A 25,970-nucleotide genomic window follows, 5' to 3' on the forward strand; every position below is an offset into this window, starting at 1 on the left:
TGCGGTGAGCGCGCCTTAACGCACACAAATCGCTACTAAAGCTTGGCTACTTGGTTGAAGGTCAGTTCCACAGGTGTCTCGCGGCCGAAGATCGACACCAGCACCTTGAGCTTCTGCTGTTCGGCGTTGACCTCGCTGATCGACGCGGGCAGCGTCGCGAACGGCCCGTCCATGACCGTGACCGACTCGCCCACCTCGAAGTCCACCTCGATCGGCGCGCGCTCGATGCCGGTGTCGGCCGCCGCGGCCGCCGTCGACGCCGCCTTGCCCGGCTTCTTCGCCGCCGCCGGCGGCAGCAGGAACTTCACCACGTCGTCCAGCGACAGCGGCGACGGCCGGGACGTCGCGCCCACGAACCCCGTCACGCCGGGGGTGTTGCGCACCGCGCCCCACGACTCGTCGTTGAGTTCCATGCGCACCAGGATGTAGCCGGGTAGCACCTTGCGGTTGACCTGCTTGCGCTGGCCGTTCTTGATCTCGGTGACCTCTTCGGTGGGGACCTCGACCTGGAAGATGTAGTCGCCGACGTCGAGGTTCTGCACGCGGGTCTCGAGGTTCGCCTTCACCTTGTTCTCGTAGCCGGCGTAGCTGTGGATGACGTACCACTCGCCGGGCAGGCTGCGCAGCTCCCGCTTCAGCGCTTCGGCCGGATCCTCTTCTTCCTCTTCTTCGGCGGGCTGCTCGGCGGGTTGCTCGGCAGCCGCGCCGGCGGGGGCCTCGGCGGCGTCGGCCGCGGGCGCCTCGTCGGTCACCGCGTCGTCGGCGACGTCGTCCTTCGTGGCCTCATTGGTGGCATCGTCGACGAGATCGACGGCCTCGGCCGAAGGCGTGTCGCCCTCGAAGCTAGTCACGTGTCAGTCCTCTCACTTCATCCGCTCGTCAGCCGAAAACCAGGTTGACAAGCTTGCTCAGGCCATAGTCGGCAGCAAAGATCATCGCGACCATGAACGCCAGGAAGACCAGCACCACCGTGGTGTAGCTGACCATCTGCTTGCGGTTCGGCCAGATGACCTTGCGCAGCTCGGCGACGACCTGCTGCAGGTAGGTCCAGACGAAAACCAACGGGTTGCGCGACGGGCCGTCACCGCGCTTCTTGGCGGTCTTCTTCTTTTTCCCCGACCCGTTCTTGGTCGGTGCGGCCTCGGTTCCCGTGGCCAGGTCGACGGCGTCGCTCTCCCCCTCCGCGGCTGCGCCGCGCCGCGACCGCTTCCCGGTCGGCCGCGCCGGCGTGGCCACCGCGGTGCGGCCGTCGCTGCTGCGACCACCGCCGGGCTCAGGGTTGCTGCCGGCGCCTGTCGAATCCGGGCGTTCCGGCTCGGAATCGCTCACCGCATGCCTTTCGTCTTGGTCGTGTGGTCACCTTCCAGTGTCCACACTTGTCGAGTATTCAGTTGAGCAGGGGCGACAGGACTTGAACCTGCAACCTGCGGTTTTGGAGACCGCTGCTCTGCCAGTTGAGCTACGCCCCTTCAGGATGGCACGGCAGGCAACCATCCGGTCCGGGGCTCACACAATTTGCGCGCTCCCCGATTCGGTGATCGAAAACCGATGGACAGCGCGCTTGGACTGGGAAAACCCCGAGCTACGAGTGTAGCGCGCCACCCGAGTCAGTTACTAATCCGCCGCCTTCGCCTCGGTCTCGGCGGCCTCGGCGCTGTCGTGCGTGACGGGCTTGCGCGTGACCTGGCCCGTCTTGGGGTCCCAGCCCGCCGAGATGGAGTTGTCCCCCTCGTGGCCCATCAGCGTCGTGAAGGACTCCATCACCACCTCGCCGCTCGGGTCGGTGAGCACGTTGCGGGTGGTGACGATGTCGGCGCCGAACCGTTCGTCGACGGTCTCGATGTGCAGCACGCCGGTGAGCGCGTCGCCTTCCTTGATCGGCCGGTGGTACTTGAACTTCTGATCCACCTGCACGATCTGCATGGTCTCGAAGCCCACGTCGTTGTGCTGGAAGAAGTGCCGCTGGATCATCACCGCGAAGATAGACATGAACGTCAGCGGCGCGACCAGCCCGTCGTGCCCGGACGCCTCGGCGGCCACCACGTCGTAGCTCTGCGGGTCCTCGGCCTTGACCGCGTTGGCATACTGGCGGATCTGCTCGCGACCCACGACGAACGGCTCGGGGTACTTCCACACCATGCCCCGGATGTCGATTTTGAGGGCCATGAGCTACGCCAGCTTCGCGACAGCGATCGCGCGGCCGAAGATCTTCTTCCCCCCGGCGGTGGCGGACAACGCGATCGTGACGGACTTGGTCTCGGGCTCAACGGATTTCACGCGGCCGTTGAAAACGATCTCGGCGCCGACACCGTCGTTGGGCACGGGCACCACCGCGGTGAAGCGCACGTTGTACTCGGTGACCGCGGCCGGGTCGCCCACCCACGAGGTGACGTATCCGCCGCCGAGGCCCATGGTCAGCATGCCGTGCGCGATGGCGGTGTCCAGGCCCACCTGCTTGGCGATCTCGTCATCCCAGTGAATCGGGTTGAGGTCGCCGGAGACCCCGGCGTAGTTCACCAGGTCCTGCCGCGTCAGCGGGATCACTTTCTCGGGAAGCTGATCACCTACCTTCACCGAATCGAACTCACGCAGTGGCATCGCTGAAACCCTCTTCTCCCTCTTCACCCGTGCGACCCGCCAGGGTCGTGTACGTCTCCTGCACCAGGTCACCGTTCTCGTTGGTGACGACGTTCTTGGTCACGATGATGTCGGCGCCGTGCGCCTGCCGAACCGAGTCGACGTAGACGTCGCAGTAGAGCTTGTCCCCGGCGAAGATCGGCTTGATGTACTTGAGCACCTGATCGACCTGCACGATCTTCATGTCGGAGAGGCCGATGTTGGCGTGCTCGAAGAACGCCACCTGCGCCATGTAGCCGAACACCGAGGTGAACGTCAGCGGCGCGGGCAGCCGGTCGTGGCCCAGTTCGTCGGCGACTTCTTCATCGAAGAACACCGGATCGTCGTTCTTGACCGCGGTCGCGTACTCGCGAATCTTCTCCCGGCCGACGATGTAGTGGTCGGGATAGCGGAAGTGCATCCCGACGATCCGCTGAGACAGAGACACGCTGAGCGGAACCGCCTACCGCGACTCTTTATGCGGCTGATGCTTGCCGCAGTTCGGGCAGAACTTCTTGATCTCGAGCCGGTCGGGATCGTTGCGGCGGTTCTTCTTAGTGATGTAGTTGCGGTGCTTGCACACCTCGCAGGCCAAGGTGATCTTGGGCCGGATGTCGGTGCTGGAGGCCACTTCTTCAGTCCTTTATCTACGCGTCCGTTGTGCTCTTGTAGCGGTGGGGGGACTCGATCCCCCGACCTCACGATTATGAGTCGTGCGCTCTAACCAGCTGAGCTACACCGCCATACCGGCGCCGCCGCCGCAAGCCAAGTAACCCGTCGCTTCGCTCGCCCGGCTGTCCACCGAGCCCCCTAACGGAATCGAACCGTTGACCTTTTCCTTACCATGGAAACGCTCTGCCGACTGAGCTAAGGGGGCCGCGACCCGCAACCGTACCGCGGGCCTTAAAGAGGGTACAGCCTCGCTGATTGGCGCGCCAAACCGCTGGTGATCGCGGGGGTCGACGGCCGAGTGCGTCACCGGTCCGGGGGTCGACGGCCCAGGCCGAGTGAGTCGCCTGTCCGGGGACACATCCCTCAATGCCAACCTCTGAGCGAAAAATTCGCGGAAGTTACGCACCGCGGTAGTAGGTGAGCGAAAAATTCGCGCGTAGCTTGGCACTTCGCACATCATCCCCCAGAGCGGCCGGGCGGGCTGAGCCGGACCCGCCAGCACCGTCCCCGCCCTGAGCGGCCGGGCGGAACCCGCCAGCACCCCGCCCTCCGCCGTTTCGCGCAATGCGCGCGCCAGGGGTGATAGGACAAACACGTGACCGATTCCGATGTGGCGCGGGTGGCGGTGTACATCGACTTCGACAACATCGTCATCTCGCGCTATGACCAGATCCACGGGCGCAACTCGTTTCAGCGCGACAAGGCCGCCGGCTTCCACAAGAAACCCGGCCGGCTGGCCGATGCCCGCATCGACCTCGGCGCCATCATCGACTTCGCCTCCTCGTTCGGCACCCTGGTACTGACCAGGGCCTACGCCGACTGGTCGGCCGACGTCAACGCCGACTACCGCGACCAGCTCGTCGCCCGCGCCGTCGACCTGGTCCAGCTGTTCCCCGCCGCCGCCTACGGCAAGAACGCCGCCGACATCCGGCTGGCCGTCGACGCCGTCGAGGACATGTTCCGGCTGCCCGACCTCACCCACGTCGTGATCGTCGCCGGCGACTCCGACTACATCCCGCTGGCCCAGCGCTGCAAACGCCTCGGCCGCTACGTCGTCGGCATCGGCATCACCGGCTCGATCAGCCGCTCGCTGACCGCCGCGTGCGACGAGTACGTCTCCTACGACGATCTGCCCGGCATCGCCCCCGTGCGGCCGGCGCCCAAGCGGCGACGCACCAAGGCCGACGCCGAGGAGGAGCCCGAGGCCCCCGACCCGCAGGCCGCGGCGACGGCTCTGCTGGAGCGCGCGCTGCGGATCGGGCACGAGAAGGACGACGCCGAGTGGCTGCACAACTCGGCGGTCAAGGCGCAGATGAAGCGGATGGACCCGTCGTTCTCGGAGCGTTCGCTGGGCTTCCGCTCGTTCAGCGACTTCCTGCGCTCCCGCAGCGACCTCGTCGAACTCGACGAGAGCAGCACCACCCGGATGGTCCGGCTGCGCAGTGACGAGTGAGCCGCCGATACCCTCTTGGCATGGCTAACGACGACCGCCTCTACTTCCGTCAGCTGTTGTCGGGTCGCGACTTCGCGGCCGGCGACATGATGGCCCAGCAGATGCGCAACTTCGCCTACCTGATCGGCGACCGCCAGACCGGCGACGCCGTGGTCGTGGACCCCGCCTACGCCGCGGGCGACCTGGTCGACGCGCTCGAGGCCGACGGCATGCGCCTGTCCGGAGTGCTGGTGACGCACCACCACCCCGACCACGTCGGCGGGTCGATGATGGGCTTCGAACTCAAGGGCCTGGCCGAGCTGCTGGAGCGCGTCAGCGTGCCGGTGCACGTCAACAGCCTTGAGGCGGATTGGGTTTCGCGGATCACCGGGATCGCGCGCAGCGAGCTCACCGAGCATCAGCACGGCGACGTGGTCAAGGTCGGCGACCTCGACATCGAACTGCTGCACACCCCCGGTCACACGCCGGGCAGCCAGTGCTTCCTGCTCGACGGCCGCCTGGTCGCCGGCGACACACTGTTTCTCGAGGGCTGCGGGCGCACCGACTTCCCCGGCGGCAACGTCGACGACATGTTCCACAGCCTGCAGGCGCTGGCCAAGCTGTCCGGCGACCCGGTGGTCTATCCCGGGCACTGGTACTCGATGGAGCCCAGCGCGTCGCTGTCGGAGGTGCGCCGGACCAACTATGTGTACCGGGCGAGCAACCTCGACCAGTGGCGAATGCTGATGGGTGGTTGATCTGCTGCGATGACGACGGCCCCGCCGACGGACAACGACACCCGGAGGCTCATCATCTCCTACACGGTCGCGTGTACGGCCCTGCTGGCGGTGCTGGTACTCCTCGTCATCTACGGGTTGTTCATCAACAAGGTCGCGCTGGTCGCGGAAGATGAACCCGAAACCGGAACGCCCACAAGGGAAGTCGCGACCGGCGGCTGGGTGGCCCCGCCGTCGTCGTCGGCCGTCGACGCCGGGGTCGACGGCGACTTGACGTTCACCGTGCAGGGCTTCGAGGTCGACGGCTCCCGCGTCGTCGTGCACCTGACCGTCGCCAACGTCGGAAACGCGCCGGCCACGTTCCTCGGCGCCCGTCAGACCCTCAAGGCCGACGGCGCCGTCTACTACCTCGACGACGAGGCGACGGCCGCGCTCGGCGGCGACCGCGTCGAGCTGGCCGCGGGCGGCAAGACCGACGTCGCGCTGGCCTTCGCCGTCCCCGCGGGCTCCGCGCCGGATGCCGTCGAACTGCACGCCGACTCCGCCAGCCCCGGCGTCGAGCTGTCGCTGTCCTAGTGCCCGACACCCTCTACGCCGACGTCTCCGAATGGCAGGTCGACGTCGACCACAGCTATCCCCACCGCGTGCTGGCCATCCGCTCCAACGACGGCACCTACCGAGATCGCCGGTGGGACAACAACTATGCGTGGTGTCGACGCTCCGCCGACAGCGGCCGGCTGGCATTCTTCATCGTGTACTTCGTGTGGCGGCCCAACTGGCGCCAGACCGTCGAGACGTTTCAGGAGCAGGTCGGCGCGCCGCATCCGAAGATGGCGGTGATGCTCGACGTCGAGTCGTGCGGCGGGAAGATCCGCGGCGATCACTCGGCGGGCATCAACGCCGCCTGGCGCGCGGTGGGTGCGTATGTCGGGTCGACGGCGAAGGTGCTCGGGTACGGCAACGTCGCCGACCTGAACCGGCTGTGGCCGCACAAGCCGCCCGGCATCCGGCTGGTGGTGGCGGCCTACGGGCACAACCCGCCGTATCCGGGCAAGCTGGCCCACCAGTACACCGACGGCTCCGGGCACGGCGGCGGGCTGCCCGAGGGCACCCCGCCGTTCGGCCGCTGCGACATGAACTCCGCCGACGGACTCGCCCCCGACGATTTCGCCCGCGCATGCGGGGTCTCCACGACCGATTCCGCAGAACCGGCCATCCAGAACGCGAAGAACCGTCGTGAAAACCGGCGATTTTAGCGAAATGCGCATAGACATCGCGATCTTTGCCAGTCAGACTGAAACGAGCGAATCAACCGAGCCGTGGGGGGTTCAGGGTGAAGAAGCTCGTGTTGTGTTTCGACCGCAGAGGCGGCGATCCGGCACAGCGGGAGGCCACCAATGCCGAACGCTTGCTGCGATTGCTCGACGAGGGAAACGAGCAACTCTGCTGGCAACACACCGGTGAGCCGACGCCGCACCGGTTGCCGCGGCGCGGGGCGGCCGCCGACGACGCCAGGACGGCGATTGCTGAGGCCTACCGCTTCCTGGTCGACCATTGGGAGCCCGACGACCGCATCTTCATGTTCAGCTCCGGGCGCGGGGCGTACTGCGCGCAGGCGCTGACCCGGCTGCTCGGCACGGTCGGGGTGCTTCCGGACCTGATGGATTACGTGCTCGACGCGTATGCGGTGCCGCGCACGTCGCGCACGCCGCAGGACTGGCAGCGGGTGGCGCACGTCGCGGCGGGGTTGTCCTCGCGCCACGACGTCAGCGTGCCGGTGTGGTTCCTGGGGATGTGGGACACGCTGCGGATTCCGGGCTTCACCCGCCGCACCACGCCCGCGCCGGTGCACAACGTCGTGCTCGGCCGCCATGCCGTCGCGATCGACGGGTTGCCCGGTGAGCGGCTGGTCACCACGGCGTCGGAGCGCATCGAGGAGGTCTGGTTCCGCGGCTCGCACTGCGACATCACCGGCAGGCCGGGCGCCTGTCGGCCGCTGGCCGCGATCGCGTTCGACTGGATGCTCGACGGCGCGTTGCGGGCGGGGCTCGAGGTTTCGCCGCAGCTGCGGTACGCGCTGCCGGCGCCCACCGAGTGCGACGCGGTCGCGGGCGGTCCGCACCGGCTGGCGCTGCGCCGGCTGCCCGACGACGCGGCGGTGCACTCCAGCCTGGACGTCTACCTGCGCACGCATCCGGAGTACTGGCGGCGGCTGCCCGCGCGGGTGACGTGGGCCGATCCGGAGTGGCTGGCGCGCGGCGAGCGGCTGATTCCGCTCAGCAAGACGGTGGCGCAGGCCCAGCTCGCCGAACTGGTGGCGCTGGCGTCCTGACGGCCCTTCGGCGCTAGCATCCTGTCGAACACCCGTCGTTCGAAGGAGAACCGATGACCAGCGCCGTTGGCTACGACCTCACCGAAGCAGTCGCCACCCTGACCATGGACGACGGCAAGGTCAACGTGCTCGGCCCGACCATGCAGGCGGCCATCAACGACGCCCTGGACCGCGCCGAGAAGGACAACGCCAAGGCCGTCGTGATCGCGGGCAACGAGCGGGTGTTCAGCGGCGGCTTCGACCTCACGGTGTTTCAGTCCGGCGACGTCAAGGCCGGGCTCGGGATGCTGACCGGTGGCTTCGAGCTGGCCGTGCGCTGCCTGACGTTTCCCAAGCCGGTGATCATGGCCGCGACGGGCCCGGCGATCGCGATGGGTTCGTTCCTGCTGCTGTCCGGCGATCACCGGGTCGGCCAGCCGAAGTCGAAGTGCCAGGCGATCGAGGTGGCGATCGGCATGACGATCCCGATCGCGGCGCTGGAGATCATGCGGATGCGGTTGACCCCCGCGGCATTTCAGCGCGGCGCGTCGATGGCCTCGACATTCGCCGGTGACGAGGCGATCGCGGCCGGTTGGCTCGACGAGATCGTCGAAGCCGACCGTGTGCTGCCCCGCGCGCAGGAGCTGGCCGCTCAGGCGACGTCGGGGATTCACGCGGGTGCGCACCTGGCCACCAAGATGAAGGCGCGCGAGTCCGCGCTGGCCGCGATCCGCGCCGGGATCGACGGCCTGGCAAGCGAATTCAGTCTCGGCTAGGCGCCTTGTGAAGAAGGTCCGGGGGCGGGTGTGGCGCGGCGGCAAGCCGCAGGACGGCTTCGTCTTCGAGTCGATCTCTGACTACCTGGCCGACGACGACGCGCTGGTGTGGTGCGACATCTACGACCCCGACCACGAGACGTTCAAGGAACTCGCCGACGAGATCGGGCTGAACATCTGGGCGGTCGAGGACGCGATCGCCGTCGCCGAACGCACCAAAGCCGTTGCCTACCACACCCACACGTTCTTCACCGTGTACGCCGTCACCTGCGCCGAGTCGCCCGAGGAGACCGAGTCGAGGATCCAGACCCATCGCATCTCGGCGTTCGTGCTGCCGCGCGGGCTGATCACCGTACGGCTGTCCCCGGACTTCGAGATCGACGAGGTGTCACAGCGGTTCGACGAGCTCGGCGGGCAGGAGCACGGCGTCGGAGCGCTGGTGCACGGGCTGCTCGACGTGGTCGTCGACGGGCACTTCGACGCGGTGCAGGTGCTCGACGACCGCATCGAGGCCGTCGAGGACGAACTGTTCGCCGACCGTCCGCAGAAGGCGTTGCAGCGACGCACGTTTCAGCTGCGCAAGGACCTGGTGAAGCTGCGCCGGGTGGTGCTGCCGATGCGCGAGGTGATCAGCTTGATCCAGCACCACCGCTTCGACACCAAGACCGCGCCCGAGCTCGACCCGCTCTACGCCGACCTCTACGACCACGTGTTGCGGGCCTCGGAGTGGACAGAGTCGTTGCGCGACATGATCACCACGGTGTTCGAGACCAACCTGTCGCTGCAGGACGCGCGGCTGAACACGGTGATGAAGAAGCTCACCGGCTGGGCGGCGATCATCGCGGTGCCGACGGCGATCACCGGCTTCTACGGGCAGAACGTGATCTATCCCGGCGTCGACACAGTGGACGGTTTCGTGACGAGCACCGTCATCATCGTGCTGCTCGTAATCATCCTGTACGTGAGCTTCAAACGCCGCGACTGGCTGTGAGAAGCTCACCGGCGCGGCGCAGGTCGTCGTCGGCGTTGAGGGTGAGCACGCCGACGAGGTCGCCGTCGGCCTCGTACCAGACCGTGAACCCGTTGTGGTGGTCGACGAGCCGACTGGCGTCGTAGCCGGTGCCCCAGCCGCGGTACTTGAGCACGGAATCGCCGATGGTGCAGGAGAACCCGGGCACCTTGTCCCAGGCCGCGTCGAAGCCTGCGGCGGTGAGCCCGGCGACGTAACCCTGTTGGGCGGCGTCGCGCCAATGCTCGGCGCGGATGGGCCTGCCGGCGGTGACGTTGCGGGCCAGTGCGACGTCCCCGGCGGCGTACACGTTGCGCGCGGAGGTGCGCATGTGCTCGTCGACGACGATGCGCCCGTCGCGCACCTCCAAGCCCGCCTCCCGGGCCAGCGTGATGTCGGGCTTTACGCCGGTGGCGGTCACGACGACGTCGGCGTCGACGGCCTCACCGCTGCCCAGCAGCACGCCTTCGTCGTCGATGCCGATGACGGTGGTGTCGCCGGCGAAGCGGACGTCGTTGTCGGAGAGGATCTTTGTGATGCGTTCGCCGGCCTTCAGGCCGAAGCGGCGGTGCAGCGGAACGGGTTCGGCGGCCAGCAGCGTCGTGGCCACGCCCTGCTCGGCGAGGCAGGCCGCGGCCTCGCAGCCGATCAGCCCGGCGCCGATCACCACCGCGGAGTCGGCGTAGCGCGCGGCCATCTTGAGCGCGACCGCGTCGGCGAACGAGCGCAGCGTCAGCGCCGTCTCGACGCCGGGGATGTCGGGGCGCACCGCGGTGGCACCGGACGCGACGACGAGGTGCCAGTAGGGGTATCGGCTGCCGCCGGCGGTGACGACCTGCTGGCGGTCGAGGTCGATGGAGCCGACGGTGATGCCGCGGATCAGGTCGATGCGGTTGCGGTCGAACCAGGCGGCGCTGTGCAGGTCGTGTTTGTCCTCGCGGCCGCAGAGATAGCCCTTGCTCAGCGGGGGCTTGGCGTACGGCAGGGCGGGGTCGTCGGTGAGGATGCGCACGGGGATGTCGGGGTGCTTTGCGCGGAACGTCTCCGCCGCGCTGACCCCGGCCGGTCCGCTGCCGATGGCGATGAAACCTGGTGCCACCACACCGCCTTCATACCCGTTTGAGGCGCTCGGCACGCGGGGTCAGTCGTCGAAGTCCCAGAGCAGGCAGAACGGGTGGCCGGCGGGCCGAGTTGCCGCAATTCCGCCACCGCAAACGGGAGTGTGCCAAAATCCGCGCATGAACCCGCAGGACGACCCTGAGGAGCGGATCCGCCAGCTCGAGGAGCTGCGGGCCGGGCAGGGCGCCGTCGAACTGGGCACCACCCAGCCGACCACCCAGCCGACGACGCAGCCGGCGACGCAGCTGCCGCCGCCCCCGTATCCGGGCCCGTACGGCGGGTCGCCGTACGGGGCACCGCCGTTTGGGGTGTCGTATCCTCAGGCGCCGCGCCACCGGATGCCGGTCGGGCTGATCTTCACGGTGATCGCGGTGGGCATGCTGGTGGTGTTCGGCATGGTCGCCGCGATCGTGTGGAACATGAGCACACAGGTGCCGAACACCAACCCCGGGGTCGCCGGTGGCGGCGGGTTGCTCGACCCAGGACCGAGCATCGACATCCCCGACATCGAGATCCCCTCGATCGAACCGATGCTGCCGGGCAACGACTCGGTGGTGACCGCACCGCCGGGCGGCAGTCTCAGCGTCGCGGGCGTAGACGGCACCAAGACCGTCGAGTGCGACGACAGCGAGATCAGCGTCAGCGGCGTCAACAACACCGTGACGATCACCGGCCACTGCGCGCTCGTCACGGTCTCCGGCGTCGACAACGAGGTGATCCTCGACAGCGCCGACACCATCCGCGCCTCGGGGTTCGACAACCGGGTGACCTACCACTTCGGCGAGCCGTCGATCGACGCCACCGACCGCAACGTCATCGCACAGGGTTGACCCGCACCGGGGGCCCGGCGCTTCGCCCGGCGTGACCGGCGCTTCCGCGCTCCCCCCGAGCGTGCCCGGCGCCTCCAGGGGGACACTTCCCGAAATGCCAAGCTACGCGCGAAAAATTCGCTCATAACGACTGCCGTTTTCATTAGCAGCGAATAATTCGCTCAGAGCTTGGCACTTGCGACTATCAACCCCGGAGAGCCTCGGGAGGCGCGAGGGGGCCCAGGGAGCCGCGGGACCCGCGGGGCGCGCGGCCGCCGCGGCACCACCCCCTATGGCACGCCCGCGTCGCTCTTGGGATCGATCAGGATCTTGGCGTGCGCCTCGGGATCGCCCAACGCGTCGAACGCGGCCGAGACCCCCGGCAGCCCGACGGTGCCCGTGATCAGCGGGGCGGCGTCGATCTTGCCGTCGGCGAGCAGATACAGCGTGTCGCGGAACTCCAACGGGGTGTAACCGAGCACGAAGCGCAGGTCGATCTCCTTGTTGATCGCCATCGACGGCCGAATTCGGTCGGCGCCCATACACACCCCGACCACCACCACCCGGGAGAACACCGGCGCGCTGGTGATGATGCTCTCGATGATCCCCGGCACCCCAACGCATTCAAAGATCACCGGATGCTTCGGCGTCGTCGCCCCGGCCGCGTCGGCCGCACGCCACACGTGCCACCACGGCAGCCGCAACTTGTGGATCTTCTCGATGGTGCTCAACGCCAGATTCCCTGCGTCGGTGAACGATTCGAGGAACCCGTGCGAACCGTCGAACGGCGACTCCTGCGCGGGATCCACGACGACGTCGGCGCCGCACCGGCTGGCCAGCGCCCGTCGTCCCGCCGAGAAGTCGCTGGCGATCACGGTGCGCACGCCCTTGGCCTTCAACGCCAGGATCACCGCCAGCCCGATCGGCCCACACCCGATCACAATGGCCACCTGCCCCTTGCTCACCTCCCCGCGCTGTACCGCGTGCCAGCCCACCGCCATCGGCTCGGTGAGTGCGGCGACGTCGACGGGTAATCCGTTAGGCACCGGGAACGTCAGCGCCTGCTCGACGAGCAGCTGCTCGGCGTAGGCGCCGGGCGCCTCGGCGGTCAGGCCGATGCCGTGGACGGCCTTGCCGCGGCGCAACAGCGGCATCGCGACCACCGTGGTGCCGGGTTTGGGCGCCTTGCGGGTGCGCGGTCCGTGGTCGCCGACGGTGCCGCAGAACTCGTGGCCGAACACCACCTGCTGATCGGAGCGCATGAACTCGTCGTAGCCGGTCTCGGCCATCACGTCGGCGAGCTCGTCCATGTGGTGGCGCGCGTGCAGGTCCGAGCCGCAGATGCCGCACCGCAGCACCTCCACGAGCAGCTGGCCCTTGTCAGGGATCGGGCTGGGTTGGTCGACCACCTGCAGGTCGGCATTGGTGCAGACGACGGTTTTCACCTGTCCGAGCGTATCCGCGCGGGCCAGCGGGCGTCATGAGTCGTCAGAGCAAGGCGATCGTTCCGAGCAGCACCACCCCGAAGATGAAGCTCGCGGTGTACACCGCCTTCTCGCGAGGGTTCGGGGCGCTGGTGATTTCGGGCAGCAGATCAGCCAGCGCGATGTAGATGAAGTTGCCCGCGGCGAACGGCACCAGGAACGCGACGTCGACATGCCCGGCGAAGCCGTACGCGATCAACCCGCCCAGCGGAAACGTCAGCGCCGAGCCGACGTTGTACAGCAGCGCATTCCGCGCGCTCCAACCGCCGTGCACGAGAATCCCGAAATCGCCCAGCTCCTGCGGGATCTCGTGTGCCACAGCGACCAGCCAAGTCAGGATCCCCAATCGGATGTCGACGATGAACGCGCTGCCGACCGCGACGCCGCCGACGAGGTTGTGCAGGGCGTCGGCGGCCAGGATCAGATAACCGATCGGCTGATGATCGCCGACCGCGCGGTGACAGTGGTGCCAGTGCAGGAACTGCTCGAGGATGTGAAACGAGACCATCCCGGCGGCCAGCCAGACATAGACCGAAAGCTGGTTACCCAGCACCTCGATCGACTCGGGCAGCATGTGAAACAGCGCCCCGCCCACCAGGGTTCCCGCGGCCAGCGCCACCATCGGCAACACCACACGCAGGAACACCCGCTGCGGCAACAGCAGGGCCACGCCACCGACCAGGGCCAACGCGCTCATCGCCAGACCCGACACGACGATCCAGCCCAGCACCGACATAGCCAGACACGTTAACGACCAATAGCCCAACCGGTTAGGGACCAAAGGCCGCAGACACGCCGGCCGACCGGCACCTAACGTCAAGAGCACTTGGGCCTGGCGTCCTTGGAAAGGAGACGAAGTGTCGGATCAACAGGGCATCGTGGTCGGTGTCGACGGCTCCCCCGCCTCGATGGCGGCGGTCGAGTGGGCCGCGCGCGACGCCGAGTTACGCAACGTACCGCTGAAGGTCGTTTATGTCGTCGTGCCGCTGGTGGTCACCGAGGGATGGTCCGAGGCCGCGGGCGACTACGCGCACTTCCAGCAGGAGCAGGCGCGCCAGATCGTCGAGCACGCCCACAAGGTCGCCGTGGAGGCCACGTCCTCGGACCGCGCCGCCCAGGTAAGCACCGAGATCTTTCACGCCTCGGTCGTGCCGACGCTGGTCGAGCTGTCCAAGCGGGCCGACATGGTCGTGGTGGGCTCCCGCGGGCAGGGCGCGGTGGCGCGGGCCGTGATGGGGTCGGTCAGCTCCGGCGTGGCGCGTCGCGCGCACTGCCCGGTGGCCGTCGTCCACGACGACGTACCGTTCGCCGAGCGCGCGCAGGCTCCCGTGGTGGTCGGCATCGACGGGTCACCGGCCTCGGAGCTGGCGACGCAGATCGCCTTCGACGAGGCCTCGCGCCGCGGCGTCGAGCTGGTGGCGCTGCACGCCTGGAGCGACATGGGCCCGCTGGGGTTCCCGCCGACGAACTGGGCGCCCATCGAATGGCGCAACATTAAGGACGAGGAGCGAGCCCTGCTCGCCCAGCGGCTGGCGGGATGGCAGGAACAGTATCCCGACGTCGTCGTGCGCAGGGTCGTGGTGTGTGACCAGCCAACGCCCCGGCTGCTCGAGCAGGCCGAGAACGCCCAGCTGCTGGTGGTCGGCAGCCACGGCCGCGGCGGGTTCCCGGGCATGCTGCTGGGCTCGGTCAGCTCCGCGGTCGCGAACGCCGCGCAGATCCCGGTGATCATCGCCCGCATGCCTCGCGACTGAACAGGGCAGAATCGGTTCGATGGCTCTGTTTATCCATCGGGCTGAACGCACCGACCTGCTCGCCGACGGACTGGGTGCGCTGCTGTCGGACCCGCTGGACGACCCGTTCGCCGAGGAACTGGTCATCGTGCCCGCCAAGGGCATCGAGCGCTGGCTGAGCCAGCGGCTCTCGCACGTGCTGGGGCGGGCCAGCGGCGACGACGGCGTCTGCGCGGGCATCGCGTTTCGCAACCCGCGCTCGCTGATCGCGGAGCTGCTGGGCATCGACAATGGCGCCGACGACCCGTGGGCGCCCGACGCGATGGTGTGGCCGCTGCTGGAGGTGATCGACGCCAGCTGCACCGAGGCCTGGTGCAAACCGCTGGCCACCCACCTCGGCCACTTCGAGACCGGTGAGGAGAAGGAGCTGCGTCAGGGCCGGCGGTACGCGGTGGCGCGCCGGCTGGCGGGGCTGTTCGCCTCCTACGCGCGGCAGCGTCCGCAGCTGCTGATCGACTGGGAGACCGGCGTCGACGGCGAGGTGCCGTCCGATCTGGGGTGGCAGCCGCCGCTGTGGCGGGCCCTGCTCGACAAGGTCGCCGCCGACCCGCCCCATGTCCGGCACGCGAAAACCGTTGCGATGCTGGAGGAGTCGCCCACCGACTTGCCGCAGCGCCTGTCGTTGTTCGGACACACCCGGCTGCCCAGCACCGAGATCGAGCTGCTGCGCGCGCTGTCCACCCATCACGACCTGCACCTGTGGCTGCCGCATCCCAGCGACCGGCTGTGGTCGTCGCTGCGGGGCGTGCACGGGCAGATCCCCCGCCGTGAGGACACCAGTCACCGCGAGGTCGACCACCCGCTGCTGGCCACCCTCGGCCGCGACCTTCGCGAGCTGCAGCGCAGCCTGCCCGCCGACACCCACACCGACGAATACCTGCCCGGCCCCGCGCGCCCCGACACCCTGCTGGGCTGGCTGCAGTCCGACATCACCGCCAACGCGGTGCGCCCGAAGGGCCGGGTGCACAACGCATCTGACCGCTCGGTGCAGGTGCACAGCTGCCATGGCGCGGCGCGTCAGATCGACGTGCTGCGGGAGGTGCTGCTCGGGTTGCTCGCCGACGACCCGACGCTGGAGCCGCGCGACATCCTCGTGATGTGCCCGGACATCGAGACCTACGCGCCGCTGATCGTGGCGGGGTTCGGGCTCGGCGACATGATCAAGGGCGTGCACCCAGCGCATCAGCTGCGGGTCAAGCTCGCCGACCGTGCGCTCACCCAGACCAACCCGCTGCTCGGTGTCGCGTCGCAGCTGCTGGCGCTCGCCGGTGGACGGGCCACGTCCAGCGAGGTGCTCAACCTCGCGCACGCCGCGCCGGTGCGGGCCCGGTTCGGCTTCACCGACGACGACCTCGAGGACATCACCCGCTGGGTGCGTCAGGCCAACATCCGCTGGGGTTTCGACCAAGAGCATCGCCGACCGTTCGGCGTCGACTTCGTCCAGAACACTTGGCGTTTCGGCATCGACCGGGTACTCGCCGGGGTGGCGATGTCCGACGACTCGCGCACCTGGATCGACACCACGCTGCCGCTCGACGACGTCAGCAGCAACCGCGTCGAGCTGGCCGGCAAGCTCGCCGAGTACGTCGCCCGGCTGCAGCGCGTCGCCGAATCCCTCACCGGCGCCCGGCCGTTGAAGGCCTGGCTGGGCGCGCTGACCGACGGGATCGGGCTGCTCACCGATGTCGGCGACGACGACGCGTGGCAGATCAGCCAGTTGCAGCGCGAATTCGGTGACGTGCTCAACAGCGCCGGGTCGCGCGCCGACACCCTGTTGCGGCTGCCCGATATCCGCGCGCTGTTGCAGCGGCATCTGGCCGGCAGGCCGACGCGGGCCAACTTCCGCACCGGCACGCTGACGGTGTGCACGATGGTGCCGATGCGCTCGGTGCCGCACCGGGTGGTGTGTCTGGTCGGGCTGGACGACGGCGTGTTCCCGCGGCGCGGCATCATCGACGGCGACGACGCGCTGGCCCGCGACCCGATGACCGGCGAGCGCGACATCCGTTCGGAGGACCGGCAATTGCTGCTGGACGCGATCAACGCCGCCACCGAGACGCTGGTGATCACCTACACCGGCGCCAACGAGTACTCCGGGCTCGAGCGCCCGCCCGCGGTGCCGCTGGCCGAACTGCTCGACACGCTGGACCTCACCACCGAGCACCCCGTGCGCGAGGACGTCGTCGTCAAGCACCCGCTGCAGCCGTTCGACACCCGCAACGTCGTCCCCGGCGGGTTGATCCCCGAGCAGCCGTTCACGTTCGACCCCTCCGCGCTGCGGGCCGCGCGGGCCCGCGCCGGTGAGCGCGCCGAGCGGCCGTCGTTCATCTCCGGACCGCTGCCCGCTCCCCCGGCCGAGGACGTCGCGCTGGCCGATCTGCTCGGGTTCTTCCGCGATCCGGTGAAGGGGTTCTTCCGCGCGCTGGAGTTCACGCTGCCGTGGGAGGTCGACGGGGTCGAGGACGCGATGCCGGTCGACATCGACGCGCTCGAGGAGTGGACGGTCGGCGAGCGGATGCTGCAGGACATGCTGGGCGGCATGGACCCGCGCGAGGCGCGGGACCTCGAGTGGCGGCGCGGCACGCTGCCTCCCGGCCAATTGGGTTGGCGCACAGCGAAGAACATCTGCGATCAGTCGGCGCTGATCGCCGACACCGCCCGGCCCTACCGCAGCGCCGAACCGCGGGCGCTCGACGTGGACATCGACGTCGGCGGCGGGCGCCGCGTCACCGGCACGGTGTCGCCGATCTACGGCGACCGGCTGGTGTCGGCGACGTACTCCAAGCTCGACGGCCGGCACCTGCTGCAGCCGTGGATCCGGTTGTTGGCGTTGTTCGCTCACGCTCCGTCGCGGGAGTGGACGGCGGTGTCGATCGGCAGGCCGAAGCGGGGCACCACCCCGCGCGTCGAGGTGATGGGCAGGCCGTCGTCGTCGTCCGCGGTGGAACTGCTGGCCGATCTGGTCGCGATGTACGACGAGGGCCGCCGAGAACCGTTGCCGCTGCCCGTCAAGACGTCGTTCGCATGGGCCGACGCCGTGCACGGGCACCGCGACCCGGAGCGCAACGCCACCTATCGGTGGCGGACGGACAACTATCCCGGCGAGGACGCCGAGCCCGCCTATCAACTGGCGTTCGGCAAGGCCTGGGTGAAGGATCTGGTCGCGCGGGGGCTCGACACCTACGCGTGCCGGCTGTGGCTTCCGATGCTGCGAGCGCTGCAATGAGCGCTGCAATGACGGGAATGATGCAGCCCTTCGATCTGCTGGGCCCGCTGCCCGCCGAACGTTCGACCACCGTGCTGGAGGCCAGCGCCGGAACCGGTAAGACGTTCGCGCTGGCCGCTCTGGTCACCCGCTATGTGGCCGAGGGCGTGGCGACGCTGGATCAGATGCTGCTGATCACGTTCAGCCGCGCTGCCACCCAGGAGCTGCGTGACCGGGTGCGACGCCAGATCGTGCATGCGGTCGCGGCTTTCGACGACCACTCCCTGGTTGAGGGCAACGAGATCGTCGAGCACCTCCTCGACTGCGGCGCCGAGGAGTGCGGCCTGCGGCGGCAGCGGTTGCGGGATGCGTTGGCGGCCTTCGACGCCGCGACGATCGCGACCACCCACCAGTTCTGCCAGACCGTGTTGCGGTCGCTGGGGGTGGCGGGTGACACCGACGCCGGTGTCGAGCTGGTGGAGAGCCTCGACGAGTTGACCACCGAGATCGTCGACGATCTGTACCTGCGCCACTTCGGGCGGGAAAAGGAGGCGCCGCTGCTGGAGTACGACGACGCGCTGACGCTGGCGCGTGAGGTGGTCAACAAGCCGGCGACCGAGCTGCGGCCGTCGTCGCCCGACCCGGACTCGCGCGCCGCGGTCTGTGTGCGGTTCGCCAAAGACGTTCTGGCCGAGCTGGAGATCCGCAAGCGACGCCGCCGCATCCTCGGTTACGACGACCTGCTGAGCCGGCTGGCCCTGGCGTTGGAGGCCGACGACTCGCCGGCCCAGCTGCGGATGCATCAGCGCTGGCCGGTCGTGTTGGTCGACGAGTTCCAGGACACCGACCCGGTGCAGTGGCAGGTGATCGACCGCGCGTTCAGCGGCCGATCGACGCTGATCCTGATCGGCGATCCCAAGCAGGCGATCTATGCGTTCCGCGGCGGCGACATCGTCACCTACCTCGACGCCGCGGCGACCGCCGGGGTGCAGAAGACGTTGGGCAAGAACTGGCGCAGCGACGGCGCGCTGGTCGAGCGGCTGCAGGTGGTGCTCAAGGGCGCGCAACTCGGCGATCCGCGGATCGTGGTGCACGAGGTCACCGCGGCCCACAAAGGGTCGCGGCTGGTCGGTGCGCCGTCATGCGAGCCGTTCCGGCTGCGCGTGGTGCGCCGGGAGACGGTGGGCCGCAGCGGAACCCGTCCCGCACTGATCGGCGACCTGCGCCGCCACATTCCGCTCGATATGGCCGCCGACATCGCCGACCTGCTGACCAGCGGCGCGACGTTCGACGGGAGACCGCTCGTCGCCGAGGACATCGGGGTGCTCGTCGAGAAGCACGTGGACGCCCGCGCGTGCTACGACGCGCTGTGCGAAGCGGGCATTCCCGCCGTCTACACCGGTGATTCGGACATCTTCGGCTCCGAGGCCGCCGACGACTGGCTGTGCCTGCTCGAGGCGTTCGACCAGCCGCACCGCCCCGGGATGGTGCGCGCCGCGGCGGCGACGATGTTCTTCGGCAAGACCGCCGAGGAGCTGGTGCACGGCGGCGACACGCTGACCGACGCGGTGGCAGACACGTTGCGGGAGTGGGCCGGTCACGTCCGCGAACGTGGGGTGGCCGCGATCTTCGAGGCCGCGCAACTGGCGGGCATGACCGACCGGGTGCTGTCGTGGCGCGACGGCGAACGACGCATGACCGACCTGGCGCATCTCACCCAGCTGTTGCAGGAGGCCGCCCACCGCGAGCATTTCAGCCTGCCCGCGCTGCGGGACTGGTTGCGCGAGCAGCGCGGTGAGCGCAGCGGCGCCCCCGAGCGGTACCGCCGGCTCGACAACGACGCGGCGGCGGTTCAGGTGATGACGGTGTTCGTCGCGAAGGGGCTGCAGTTCCCGGTGGTGTACCTGCCGTTCGCCTTCAACCGATACGTGCGCGACCCGGAACTGGTGCTGTATCACGAGGGCACCACCCGCTGCCTGCACATCGGCGGTCCCGACAGCCCGGACTACAACGCCGTCGCCAAGCTGGGCCGCGCCGAGGACGCCAGCGACGACAGCCGGCTGACCTACGTCGCGTTGACCCGCGCCCAGTCTCAGGTGGTGGCGTGGTGGGCCGCGTCCAACGACGAACCCAACGGCGGGCTCTCGCGGGTGCTGCGCGGCCGAGTCCCCAACCAGGCAGAGGTGCCCGCGACCGTCGCGCCCACCAAGGTCACCGACGACGAGGCGATGACGCGATTCAAGGAGTGGGAGGCCGCGGGCGGGCTGGTCGTCGAGGAGTCGGTGCTGCGCCCGATCAAACCGCTGCCGCGTGATCGTGTGCCGGAGACGTTGGCGGCGCGGCACTTTCACCGCTCGATCGACACGTCCTGGCGGCGCACGTCGTACTCGGGGCTGATCCGCGCCGCGGAGGCGACCCCGGTGAGCAGCGAACCCGAGGTCGACGAACTCGACGACGAGGTGGCCGAGATCCCGCTGGTGACCTCGCCGGTCGGGGCCGATGTGCCGTCGCCGATGGCCGATCTGCCGTCCGGGGCGAAGTTTGGCTCGCTGGTGCACGCGGTGTTGGAGACCGCCGACCCGTTCGCGCCCGACCTGGCCGCCGAACTGGAGGCACGCGTTGTCGAGCACTCGCTGTGGTGGCCCGTCGACGTCGCGGCCGACGAGTTGGCGGCGGCGATGGTGCCGCTGCACGACACACCGCTGGGCCCTTTGGCGCCGGGAAAGACGTTGCGCCAGATCGGGTTGCGCGACCGGATGCGGGAGATGGACTTCGAGTTCCCGTTGGGCGGCGGCCGGCTCCGCGCGGTCGGTGAGCTGCTGCGGGAGCATCTGCCCGCCGACGATCCGCTGGCGGTGTACGCCGACCGGTTGACCGGCATGGCGCTGGGCAGCCAGCCGCTGAAGGGGTATCTGTCGGGGTCGGTGGACGCGGTGCTGCGCGTCGACGACCGGTACCTGGTCGTCGACTACAAGACCAACTGGCTGGGTGACCCGTCGCGGCCGTTGACCGCCGCGGACTACGGGCAGCCGCGGCTGGTGGAGGCGATGTTGCATTCGGACTATCCGCTGCAGGCGTTGTTGTACAGCGTTGTGCTGCACCGGTTTCTGCGCTGGCGACTGGCCGGCTACGATCCGGCGCGGCATCTCGGCGGTGTGCTGTACCTGTTCCTGCGCGGAATGTGCGGACCGCAGACCCCGGTGGTCGACGGGCATCCGGCGGGCGTGTTCAGTTGGCAGCCGCCCGCGGCGCTGACGGTGGAGTTGTCGGAGTTGCTGGCATGACGAGCGTGGAATGGCGGCGGGCGATCGGCGCGACGGGTCTGCTGCGCACGTTCACCGACGCCGAGCTGATCGAGTCCTCGGATGTGCATGTGGCGCAACGGCTGACGACGCTGGCCGGCGAGTCCGACGAGCGGGTGGCGTTGGCGGTCGCGCTGCTGGTGCGGGCGCTGCGGGGCGGGTCGGTGTGCCTGGATCTGCCGTCGGCGGAGGCGCAGGTGGAGGTGTCGGGGCTGGGCGCGGCGGTGCGGGCGAGCCCGTTGACCGGGGTGGCGTTGCGTGTCGACGGGGATCTGCTCTACCTCGACCGGTATTGGCGCGAGGAGCAGCAGGTCTGCGATGACATTCTGGCGATGCTGGCCGCCCAGCCGTCGCGGGCGTCGGCGGACGTCGACCGGCTGTTTCCGGCGGGTTTCGAGGAGCAGCGCGCGGCGGCGGAAGTCGCGCTGTCGCAAGGGTTGACGGTGCTGACCGGCGGTCCGGGTACGGGCAAGACGACGACGGTGGCGCGGCTGCTGGCGTTGTTGGCGGGCGGCACGCGGTTGCGGATCGCGCTGGCGGCGCCGACGGGTAAGGCCGCGGCACGGCTGCAGGAGGCGGTGCAGTTGGAGGTCGACAAGCTGTCGGCAGCTGACCGGTCGGCGCTGGCGGGCTTGCAGGCGACGACGCTGCACCGGCTGCTGGGCAGCCGCCCGGACACGTCGGCGCGGTTTCGGCACAACCGGGCGAATCGGTTGCCGCACGACGTGATCGTCGTCGACGAGACGTCGATGGTGTCGCTGACGATGATGGCGCGGCTGTTGGAGGCGGTGCGGCCGGAGGCGCGGTTGATCCTCGTCGGCGATCCCGACCAGTTGGCGTCGGTGGAGGCCGGCGCCGTGCTCGCGGACCTGGTGGACGGTCTGGGCGGGGCGCGGATCGCGGAGCTGAAGACGTCGCACCGGTTCGGTGAGTCGATCGGCGCGCTGGCATCGGCGATCCGGGTGGGCGACGCGGACACGGCCGTCGACGTGTTGCGCGCAGGCGATGACCACATCGAGTGGGTCGACACCGACGAACCCGCCGAGCATCTGCGAAAGGTGCTGGTGCCGTGGGCGGTTGCGCTGCGACAGGCGGCGATACTCGGTGACGACAGCGCGGGCTTGGCGACGTTGAACGAGCATCGGCTGCTGTGCGCGCATCGCCGCGGACCGTACGGCGTGCGCTACTGGAACCATCAGGTCGAGCGGTGGCTGGCCGAGCGTACCGGCGAGCCGATCTGGTCGGACTGGTATGCGGGTCGCCCGGTGTTGGTGACGGCCAACGACTATGGGCTGGGCCTGTACAACGGCGACACGGGTGTCACGGTGCAGCGCGACGGGGTGTTGCGGGCGGTGATCGCTGGCACGTCGCGGGTGGAGTTCGCGACCAGCCGGCTGGCGGACGTCGAGACCATGCACGCGATGACCATTCACAAGTCGCAGGGCAGCCAGGCCGACGAGGTGACGGTGCTGTTGCCGCCGGAGGACTCGCGGTTGTTGACGCGCGAGCTGTTCTATACCGCGGTGACGCGGGCCAAGTCGCGGGTGCGCGTGGTCGGCCCGGAGGCGTCGGTGCGGACTGCGATCGAGCGGCGGGCGGTGCGAGCGTCGGGCTTGGCCCAGCGCCTCGCCGGCTGAGCCTTTTCTCGGCGCGACCTCTTGCCGGCGCGAACGTGGGTTACCCGCACACCTTGGCGCCGTTTGGCGTGACACGAGCCCACACTCGGCGGGTGAAGGGCGCACGACGGGTATGCCCGCCCCCGCGAACGTGGGTTACCCGCACACCTACGCGGCGTTCGGCGTGCGTCAACCCCACACTCGGCGGGCGAAGGGCGCACGACGGGTAGGCCCACCGCCGCGAACGTGGGTTACCCACACACCTTCGCGGCGTTTGGCGTGCGTCAACCCCACACTCGGCGGGCGAAGGGCGCAGGAAAAGCGTTTAGGTGCGGTTTTCACCGGCAATCCGCAGTCATCACCAGCGCGGATGGAGCACTCCCATGACCACGCAGAACCAGGTCGCGCCGACCGACGTCGACAAGGCCCTACTCGACACCGCAACGTACCGCAGCCTCGGCGAACAGAAGCTCTCACCGAAGGAGGAGCGCTTCGAAAAGGGCAGGCGGACCATCGGTTTGTTCCTCGCGCCGCTGCTCACGGCCGTGTTTCTCGTTCTGCCGATAGACATCCCGCGCACCCAACAGGTGTTGGCGGCCGTGCTGCTCGGCGTGATCGCGCTGTGGATCACCGAGGCGGTGCCGATCCCGATCGGCGGCCTGCTCGGGGTCGCCGTCGCGGTGTTCCTCGGCGTGGCACCGGTCGACGACGTGCTCGGCCCGTTCGGCTCGTCGACGATCTTCACGTTCATCGGTGCGTTCATTCTCGCGCAGGCCATGCTCAAACACGGTGTCGCCCGGCGCTTTGCGTTCCGCATCCTGGCGCTGCCGCGCGCGGGCCGCTCGACCACCGGCGTCATCATCGCGTTCGGTGTCATCACCTCGCTGCTGTCGGCGTTCGTGTCCAACACCGCCACCGTCGCGATGCTGCTGCCGACGGCCATCGGCATCATCGCCGTCATCGCCAAACTGCTGCAGGAACGCGGCGACGTCGAACCCGACTTCGACCCGCGCCGATTGCGCGTCGGCGCGGCCATCATGCTGATGCTGGCCTACGGCGCCAGCGTCGGGGGCCTGCTCACGCCGGTCGGCAGCCCACCCAACCTGATCGGCCGCGGCCTCATCGAGGAAGCCACCGGCGAGCGAATCAGCTTCGCGCAGTGGATGGTTATGGCCATTCCGATCTGCGCGCTGATGTTCGCCCTCCTGGCGTTCATCCTGCTGCGCCTCAACAGGCCCGAGATCAAACGCATCGACGGCGTCGCCGAGTACGTCGCCAGGGAACGCGAAAAGCTCGGCAAGCTCTCGCGTGCCGAGAAGAACACGCTGATCGCGTTCGGCGTCACGGTGACGCTGTGGATCCTGCCCGGTGTCTTCGCGTTGATCGCGGGCACCGAGTCCGAGGTCTACACGTTCGTCAGCGACCGCCTCGACGAGGGCGTCGTCGCCGTGTTCGGCGCGTCGCTGTTGTTCCTGCTGCCCACCGACTGGCAGAGCCGCGAATTCACCCTGCGCTGGCGCGACGCCGCCCAGATCGACTGGGGCACAATCATTCTGTTCGGCACCGGGATCATCTTCGGCTCGCTGATCGCCGACACCGGCCTGGCCGAGGCCATCGGCACCTCGATCAACGACGCGCTCGGCCTGTCCAGCGTCATCCCGATCACGATCTTCGCGGTGATCCTCGCCATCCTGGTATCCGAGACCACCAGCAACACCGCCTCGGCGGCCGTGGTGGTACCGATCATCATCCCGGTGGCGGTCGCGGCGGGCGTCAACCCGTTCGTGCCCGCGCTGGCGGCGACGTTCGCGGCGTCGTTCGGCTTCATGCTTCCGGTGTCGACGCCGCAGAACGCCATCGTCTACGGCTCGGGCGTCGTGCGGATCACCACGATGATCCGCTCGGGCATCACGTTCGACATCGCAGGCGCGATCCTCATCGTCATCTTCCTGCCGATGATGATCAGCCTGCTAGGTTTGGGCGGATGAGCTCCATCGCCGTCATACCCGGGGACGGGATCGGTACGGAAGTGATCGAATCGGCGCGCGCCGTACTCGACGCCGTCGCCGCCAAACACGAAATCGACTTGTCCTACACCGAATTCGACTGGTCCTGCCAGCGCTACGAACGCGAAGGCGCGATGATGCCCGACGACGGCATCGAAACCCTGAGCGGCTTCGACGCCATCCTGCTCGGCGCGGTCGGCTGGCCCGGCGTGCCCGACCACGTCTCGCTGTGGGGGCTGCTGATCCCGATCCGGCGGGCGTTTCGCCAGTACGTCAACCTGCGGCCGATCAGGGTGTTCGACGGGGTCGCGAGCCCGCTGCGGCTGGCCGGCGACGTGGACTTCGTGGTCGTCCGCGAGAACGTCGAAGGCGAGTACAGCGAGATCGGCGGCCGGCTCAACCGCGGCTTCCCCGACGAGATGGCCGTTCAGGAGTCGGTGTTCACCCGCGCCGGGGTCAGCCGCATCGCCGACTTCGCGTTCGAGCTCGCCCGCAAGCGGCGCGGGTATGTCACGTCGGCCACCAAGTCCAACGGCATCGTGCACACCCTGCCGTTCTGGGACGAAGTCGTCGCCGAGCGCGCCGAGCAGTTCCCGGATGTGCGCTTCGACAGCGAGCACATCGACGCGCTGGCCGCAAAGTTCGTGCTGCAGCCGCAGCGCTTCGACGTCGTGGTGGGCTCAAACCTGTTCGGCGACATCCTTTCTGACCTCGCCGCCGCGGTGGCCGGCTCGATCGGCATCGCGCCGTCGGCCAACCTCGACCCGACCAAGCAGCACCCGTCGATGTTCGAGCCCGTGCATGGTTCGGCCCCCGACATCGCCGGGCAAGGGATCGCCAACCCCGTCGGCGCGGTGTGGTCGGCGGCGCTGATGCTCGAGCAACTCGGCCACCCGGACGCCGCCGCCGACGTGCTGGCCGCGATGGAGTCGACGCTGGCCAGCCCCGAGACGCGCACCGCGGACCTGGGCGGCAGCGCATCGACCGCCGAGGTCACCGATGCGCTCGTCACCCGGGTGAATTCGGTGCGCTGACCATCGCTGAGCGCAGGTTAGCGCACCGAAATCGCTGGTAGCGTGTGCC

Annotated in this window: 23 protein-coding genes and 3 tRNA genes; 14 read left to right on the top strand and 12 right to left on the bottom strand. The window is 68.8% G+C overall.

All coding sequences use genetic code 11. The features are described 5' to 3' along the window. Positions 1-35: 35 nt before the first annotated feature. The 9 genes from nusG to MELE44368_RS09800 form a co-directional block, all read right to left on the bottom strand. Positions 36-851: a transcription termination/antitermination protein NusG gene (nusG, locus tag MELE44368_RS09760; RefSeq protein WP_128108288.1), complete on the bottom strand. Its 816-nt coding sequence runs from the start codon at positions 849-851 to the stop codon at positions 36-38. Positions 852-879: 28 nt separating this feature from the next. Then, entirely contained in the window at positions 880-1,329 is a 450-nt protein-coding gene (secE, locus tag MELE44368_RS09765; protein WP_128108289.1) for a preprotein translocase subunit SecE, read from the bottom strand. Positions 1,330-1,396: 67 nt separating this feature from the next. Then, positions 1,397-1,469: transfer RNA gene (locus MELE44368_RS09770), tRNA-Trp, on the bottom strand. Positions 1,470-1,614: 145 nt separating this feature from the next. Then, positions 1,615-2,166, bottom strand: a complete 552-nt coding sequence (gene hadC, locus MELE44368_RS09775; RefSeq protein ID WP_128108290.1) for a (3R)-hydroxyacyl-ACP dehydratase subunit HadC — start codon at positions 2,164-2,166, stop codon at positions 1,615-1,617. 3 nt (positions 2,167-2,169) lie between these two features. After that, positions 2,170-2,598 (bottom strand): (3R)-hydroxyacyl-ACP dehydratase subunit HadB, encoded by a 429-nt coding sequence (gene hadB, locus MELE44368_RS09780; protein WP_046751210.1) that lies wholly within the window; start codon positions 2,596-2,598, stop codon positions 2,170-2,172. Next, positions 2,585-3,064 carry a (3R)-hydroxyacyl-ACP dehydratase subunit HadA gene (hadA, locus tag MELE44368_RS09785; protein ID WP_128108291.1) on the bottom strand — a complete coding sequence of 160 codons (480 nt, stop codon included), beginning with the start codon at positions 3,062-3,064 and terminating at the stop codon, positions 2,585-2,587. Before hadA ends, hadB begins: the two co-directional genes overlap by 14 nt. A 15-nt stretch (positions 3,065-3,079) precedes the next feature. Then, complete coding sequence (gene rpmG, locus MELE44368_RS09790) at positions 3,080-3,247, bottom strand: 50S ribosomal protein L33 (RefSeq protein ID WP_046751212.1); 168 nt, start codon at positions 3,245-3,247, stop codon at positions 3,080-3,082. A 38-nt stretch (positions 3,248-3,285) separates the two neighbouring features. After that, positions 3,286-3,359: transfer RNA gene (locus tag MELE44368_RS09795), tRNA-Met, on the bottom strand. Between the two features lie 61 nt (positions 3,360-3,420). Further along, positions 3,421-3,493: transfer RNA gene (locus tag MELE44368_RS09800), tRNA-Thr, on the bottom strand. 390 nt (positions 3,494-3,883) lie between these two features. On the opposite strand from MELE44368_RS09800, the gene MELE44368_RS09805 reads away from it, so the two are divergent. The 7 genes from MELE44368_RS09805 to MELE44368_RS09835 all read left to right on the top strand — a co-directional run bounded on the left by MELE44368_RS09805 (position 3,884) and on the right by MELE44368_RS09835 (position 9,535). Next, complete coding sequence (locus tag MELE44368_RS09805) at positions 3,884-4,741, top strand: NYN domain-containing protein (RefSeq protein ID WP_128108292.1); 858 nt, start codon at positions 3,884-3,886, stop codon at positions 4,739-4,741. A gap of 20 nt (positions 4,742-4,761) precedes the next feature. Continuing rightward, the gene (locus MELE44368_RS09810; protein ID WP_064919499.1) at positions 4,762-5,478 is read left to right on the top strand and encodes an MBL fold metallo-hydrolase; all 717 of its coding nucleotides are present in this window, start codon (positions 4,762-4,764) and stop codon (positions 5,476-5,478) included. A 9-nt stretch (positions 5,479-5,487) separates the two neighbouring features. Then, positions 5,488-6,033: a DUF4352 domain-containing protein gene (locus tag MELE44368_RS09815; protein WP_128108293.1), complete on the top strand. Its 546-nt coding sequence runs from the start codon at positions 5,488-5,490 to the stop codon at positions 6,031-6,033. Further along, positions 6,033-6,713, top strand: a complete 681-nt coding sequence (locus MELE44368_RS09820; RefSeq protein WP_241566546.1) for a glycoside hydrolase family 25 domain-containing protein — start codon at positions 6,033-6,035, stop codon at positions 6,711-6,713. Before MELE44368_RS09815 ends, MELE44368_RS09820 begins: the two co-directional genes overlap by 1 nt. A 77-nt stretch (positions 6,714-6,790) precedes the next feature. Further along, a complete protein-coding gene (locus tag MELE44368_RS09825) occupies positions 6,791-7,789 on the top strand; it encodes a phospholipase effector Tle1 domain-containing protein (protein ID WP_128108294.1) in 999 nt (332 codons plus the stop codon). 53 nt (positions 7,790-7,842) lie between these two features. Next, positions 7,843-8,544 carry a crotonase/enoyl-CoA hydratase family protein gene (locus MELE44368_RS09830; protein WP_128108295.1) on the top strand — a complete coding sequence of 234 codons (702 nt, stop codon included), beginning with the start codon at positions 7,843-7,845 and terminating at the stop codon, positions 8,542-8,544. A gap of 7 nt (positions 8,545-8,551) precedes the next feature. Beyond that, complete coding sequence (locus MELE44368_RS09835; protein WP_128108296.1) at positions 8,552-9,535, top strand: magnesium transporter CorA family protein; 984 nt, start codon at positions 8,552-8,554, stop codon at positions 9,533-9,535. Here MELE44368_RS09835 and MELE44368_RS09840 read toward each other — a convergent pair. Further along, positions 9,513-10,655 (bottom strand): NAD(P)/FAD-dependent oxidoreductase, encoded by a 1,143-nt coding sequence (locus MELE44368_RS09840; RefSeq protein WP_128108297.1) that lies wholly within the window; start codon positions 10,653-10,655, stop codon positions 9,513-9,515. The genes MELE44368_RS09835 and MELE44368_RS09840 overlap by 23 nt on opposite strands. Before the next feature lie 136 nt (positions 10,656-10,791). On the opposite strand from MELE44368_RS09840, the gene MELE44368_RS09845 reads away from it, so the two are divergent. Further along, positions 10,792-11,502 (top strand): DUF3060 domain-containing protein, encoded by a 711-nt coding sequence (locus MELE44368_RS09845; protein WP_206613731.1) that lies wholly within the window; start codon positions 10,792-10,794, stop codon positions 11,500-11,502. A gap of 269 nt (positions 11,503-11,771) precedes the next feature. Here MELE44368_RS09845 and MELE44368_RS09850 read toward each other — a convergent pair whose 3' ends face one another. Together MELE44368_RS09850 and MELE44368_RS09855 are read right to left on the bottom strand one after the other, a co-directional pair. Beyond that, positions 11,772-12,926: a zinc-binding dehydrogenase gene (locus tag MELE44368_RS09850; RefSeq protein WP_128108299.1), complete on the bottom strand. Its 1,155-nt coding sequence runs from the start codon at positions 12,924-12,926 to the stop codon at positions 11,772-11,774. Between the two features lie 43 nt (positions 12,927-12,969). After that, complete coding sequence (locus tag MELE44368_RS09855; protein WP_241566547.1) at positions 12,970-13,701, bottom strand: ZIP family metal transporter; 732 nt, start codon at positions 13,699-13,701, stop codon at positions 12,970-12,972. A gap of 121 nt (positions 13,702-13,822) precedes the next feature. On the opposite strand from MELE44368_RS09855, the gene MELE44368_RS09860 reads away from it, so the two are divergent. The 6 genes from MELE44368_RS09860 (at position 13,823) to MELE44368_RS09885 (ending at position 25,921) form a co-directional block, all read left to right on the top strand. Next, a complete protein-coding gene (locus MELE44368_RS09860; RefSeq protein WP_128108300.1) occupies positions 13,823-14,719 on the top strand; it encodes a universal stress protein in 897 nt (298 codons plus the stop codon). 19 nt (positions 14,720-14,738) lie between these two features. Then, the gene (gene recC / locus MELE44368_RS09865) at positions 14,739-17,984 is read left to right on the top strand and encodes an exodeoxyribonuclease V subunit gamma (protein ID WP_128108301.1); all 3,246 of its coding nucleotides are present in this window, start codon (positions 14,739-14,741) and stop codon (positions 17,982-17,984) included. A 20-nt stretch (positions 17,985-18,004) separates the two neighbouring features. Continuing rightward, positions 18,005-21,247 carry an exodeoxyribonuclease V subunit beta gene (gene recB / locus MELE44368_RS09870; protein ID WP_128108462.1) on the top strand — a complete coding sequence of 1,081 codons (3,243 nt, stop codon included), beginning with the start codon at positions 18,005-18,007 and terminating at the stop codon, positions 21,245-21,247. After that, positions 21,244-22,902 (top strand): exodeoxyribonuclease V subunit alpha, encoded by a 1,659-nt coding sequence (gene recD, locus MELE44368_RS09875; protein WP_128108302.1) that lies wholly within the window; start codon positions 21,244-21,246, stop codon positions 22,900-22,902. The genes recB and recD overlap by 4 nt, the downstream gene beginning before the upstream one ends. A 362-nt stretch (positions 22,903-23,264) precedes the next feature. After that, positions 23,265-24,869 carry an SLC13 family permease gene (locus MELE44368_RS09880; RefSeq protein ID WP_128108303.1) on the top strand — a complete coding sequence of 535 codons (1,605 nt, stop codon included), beginning with the start codon at positions 23,265-23,267 and terminating at the stop codon, positions 24,867-24,869. Next, positions 24,866-25,921 (top strand): tartrate dehydrogenase, encoded by a 1,056-nt coding sequence (locus tag MELE44368_RS09885; RefSeq protein ID WP_128108304.1) that lies wholly within the window; start codon positions 24,866-24,868, stop codon positions 25,919-25,921. The genes MELE44368_RS09880 and MELE44368_RS09885 overlap by 4 nt, the downstream gene beginning before the upstream one ends. Positions 25,922-25,970 lie beyond the last annotated feature (49 nt).

Origin of the sequence: Mycolicibacterium elephantis DSM 44368 (assembly GCF_004014805.1) — a bacterium.
Lineage (GTDB): Bacteria > Actinomycetota > Actinomycetes > Mycobacteriales > Mycobacteriaceae > Mycobacterium > Mycobacterium elephantis.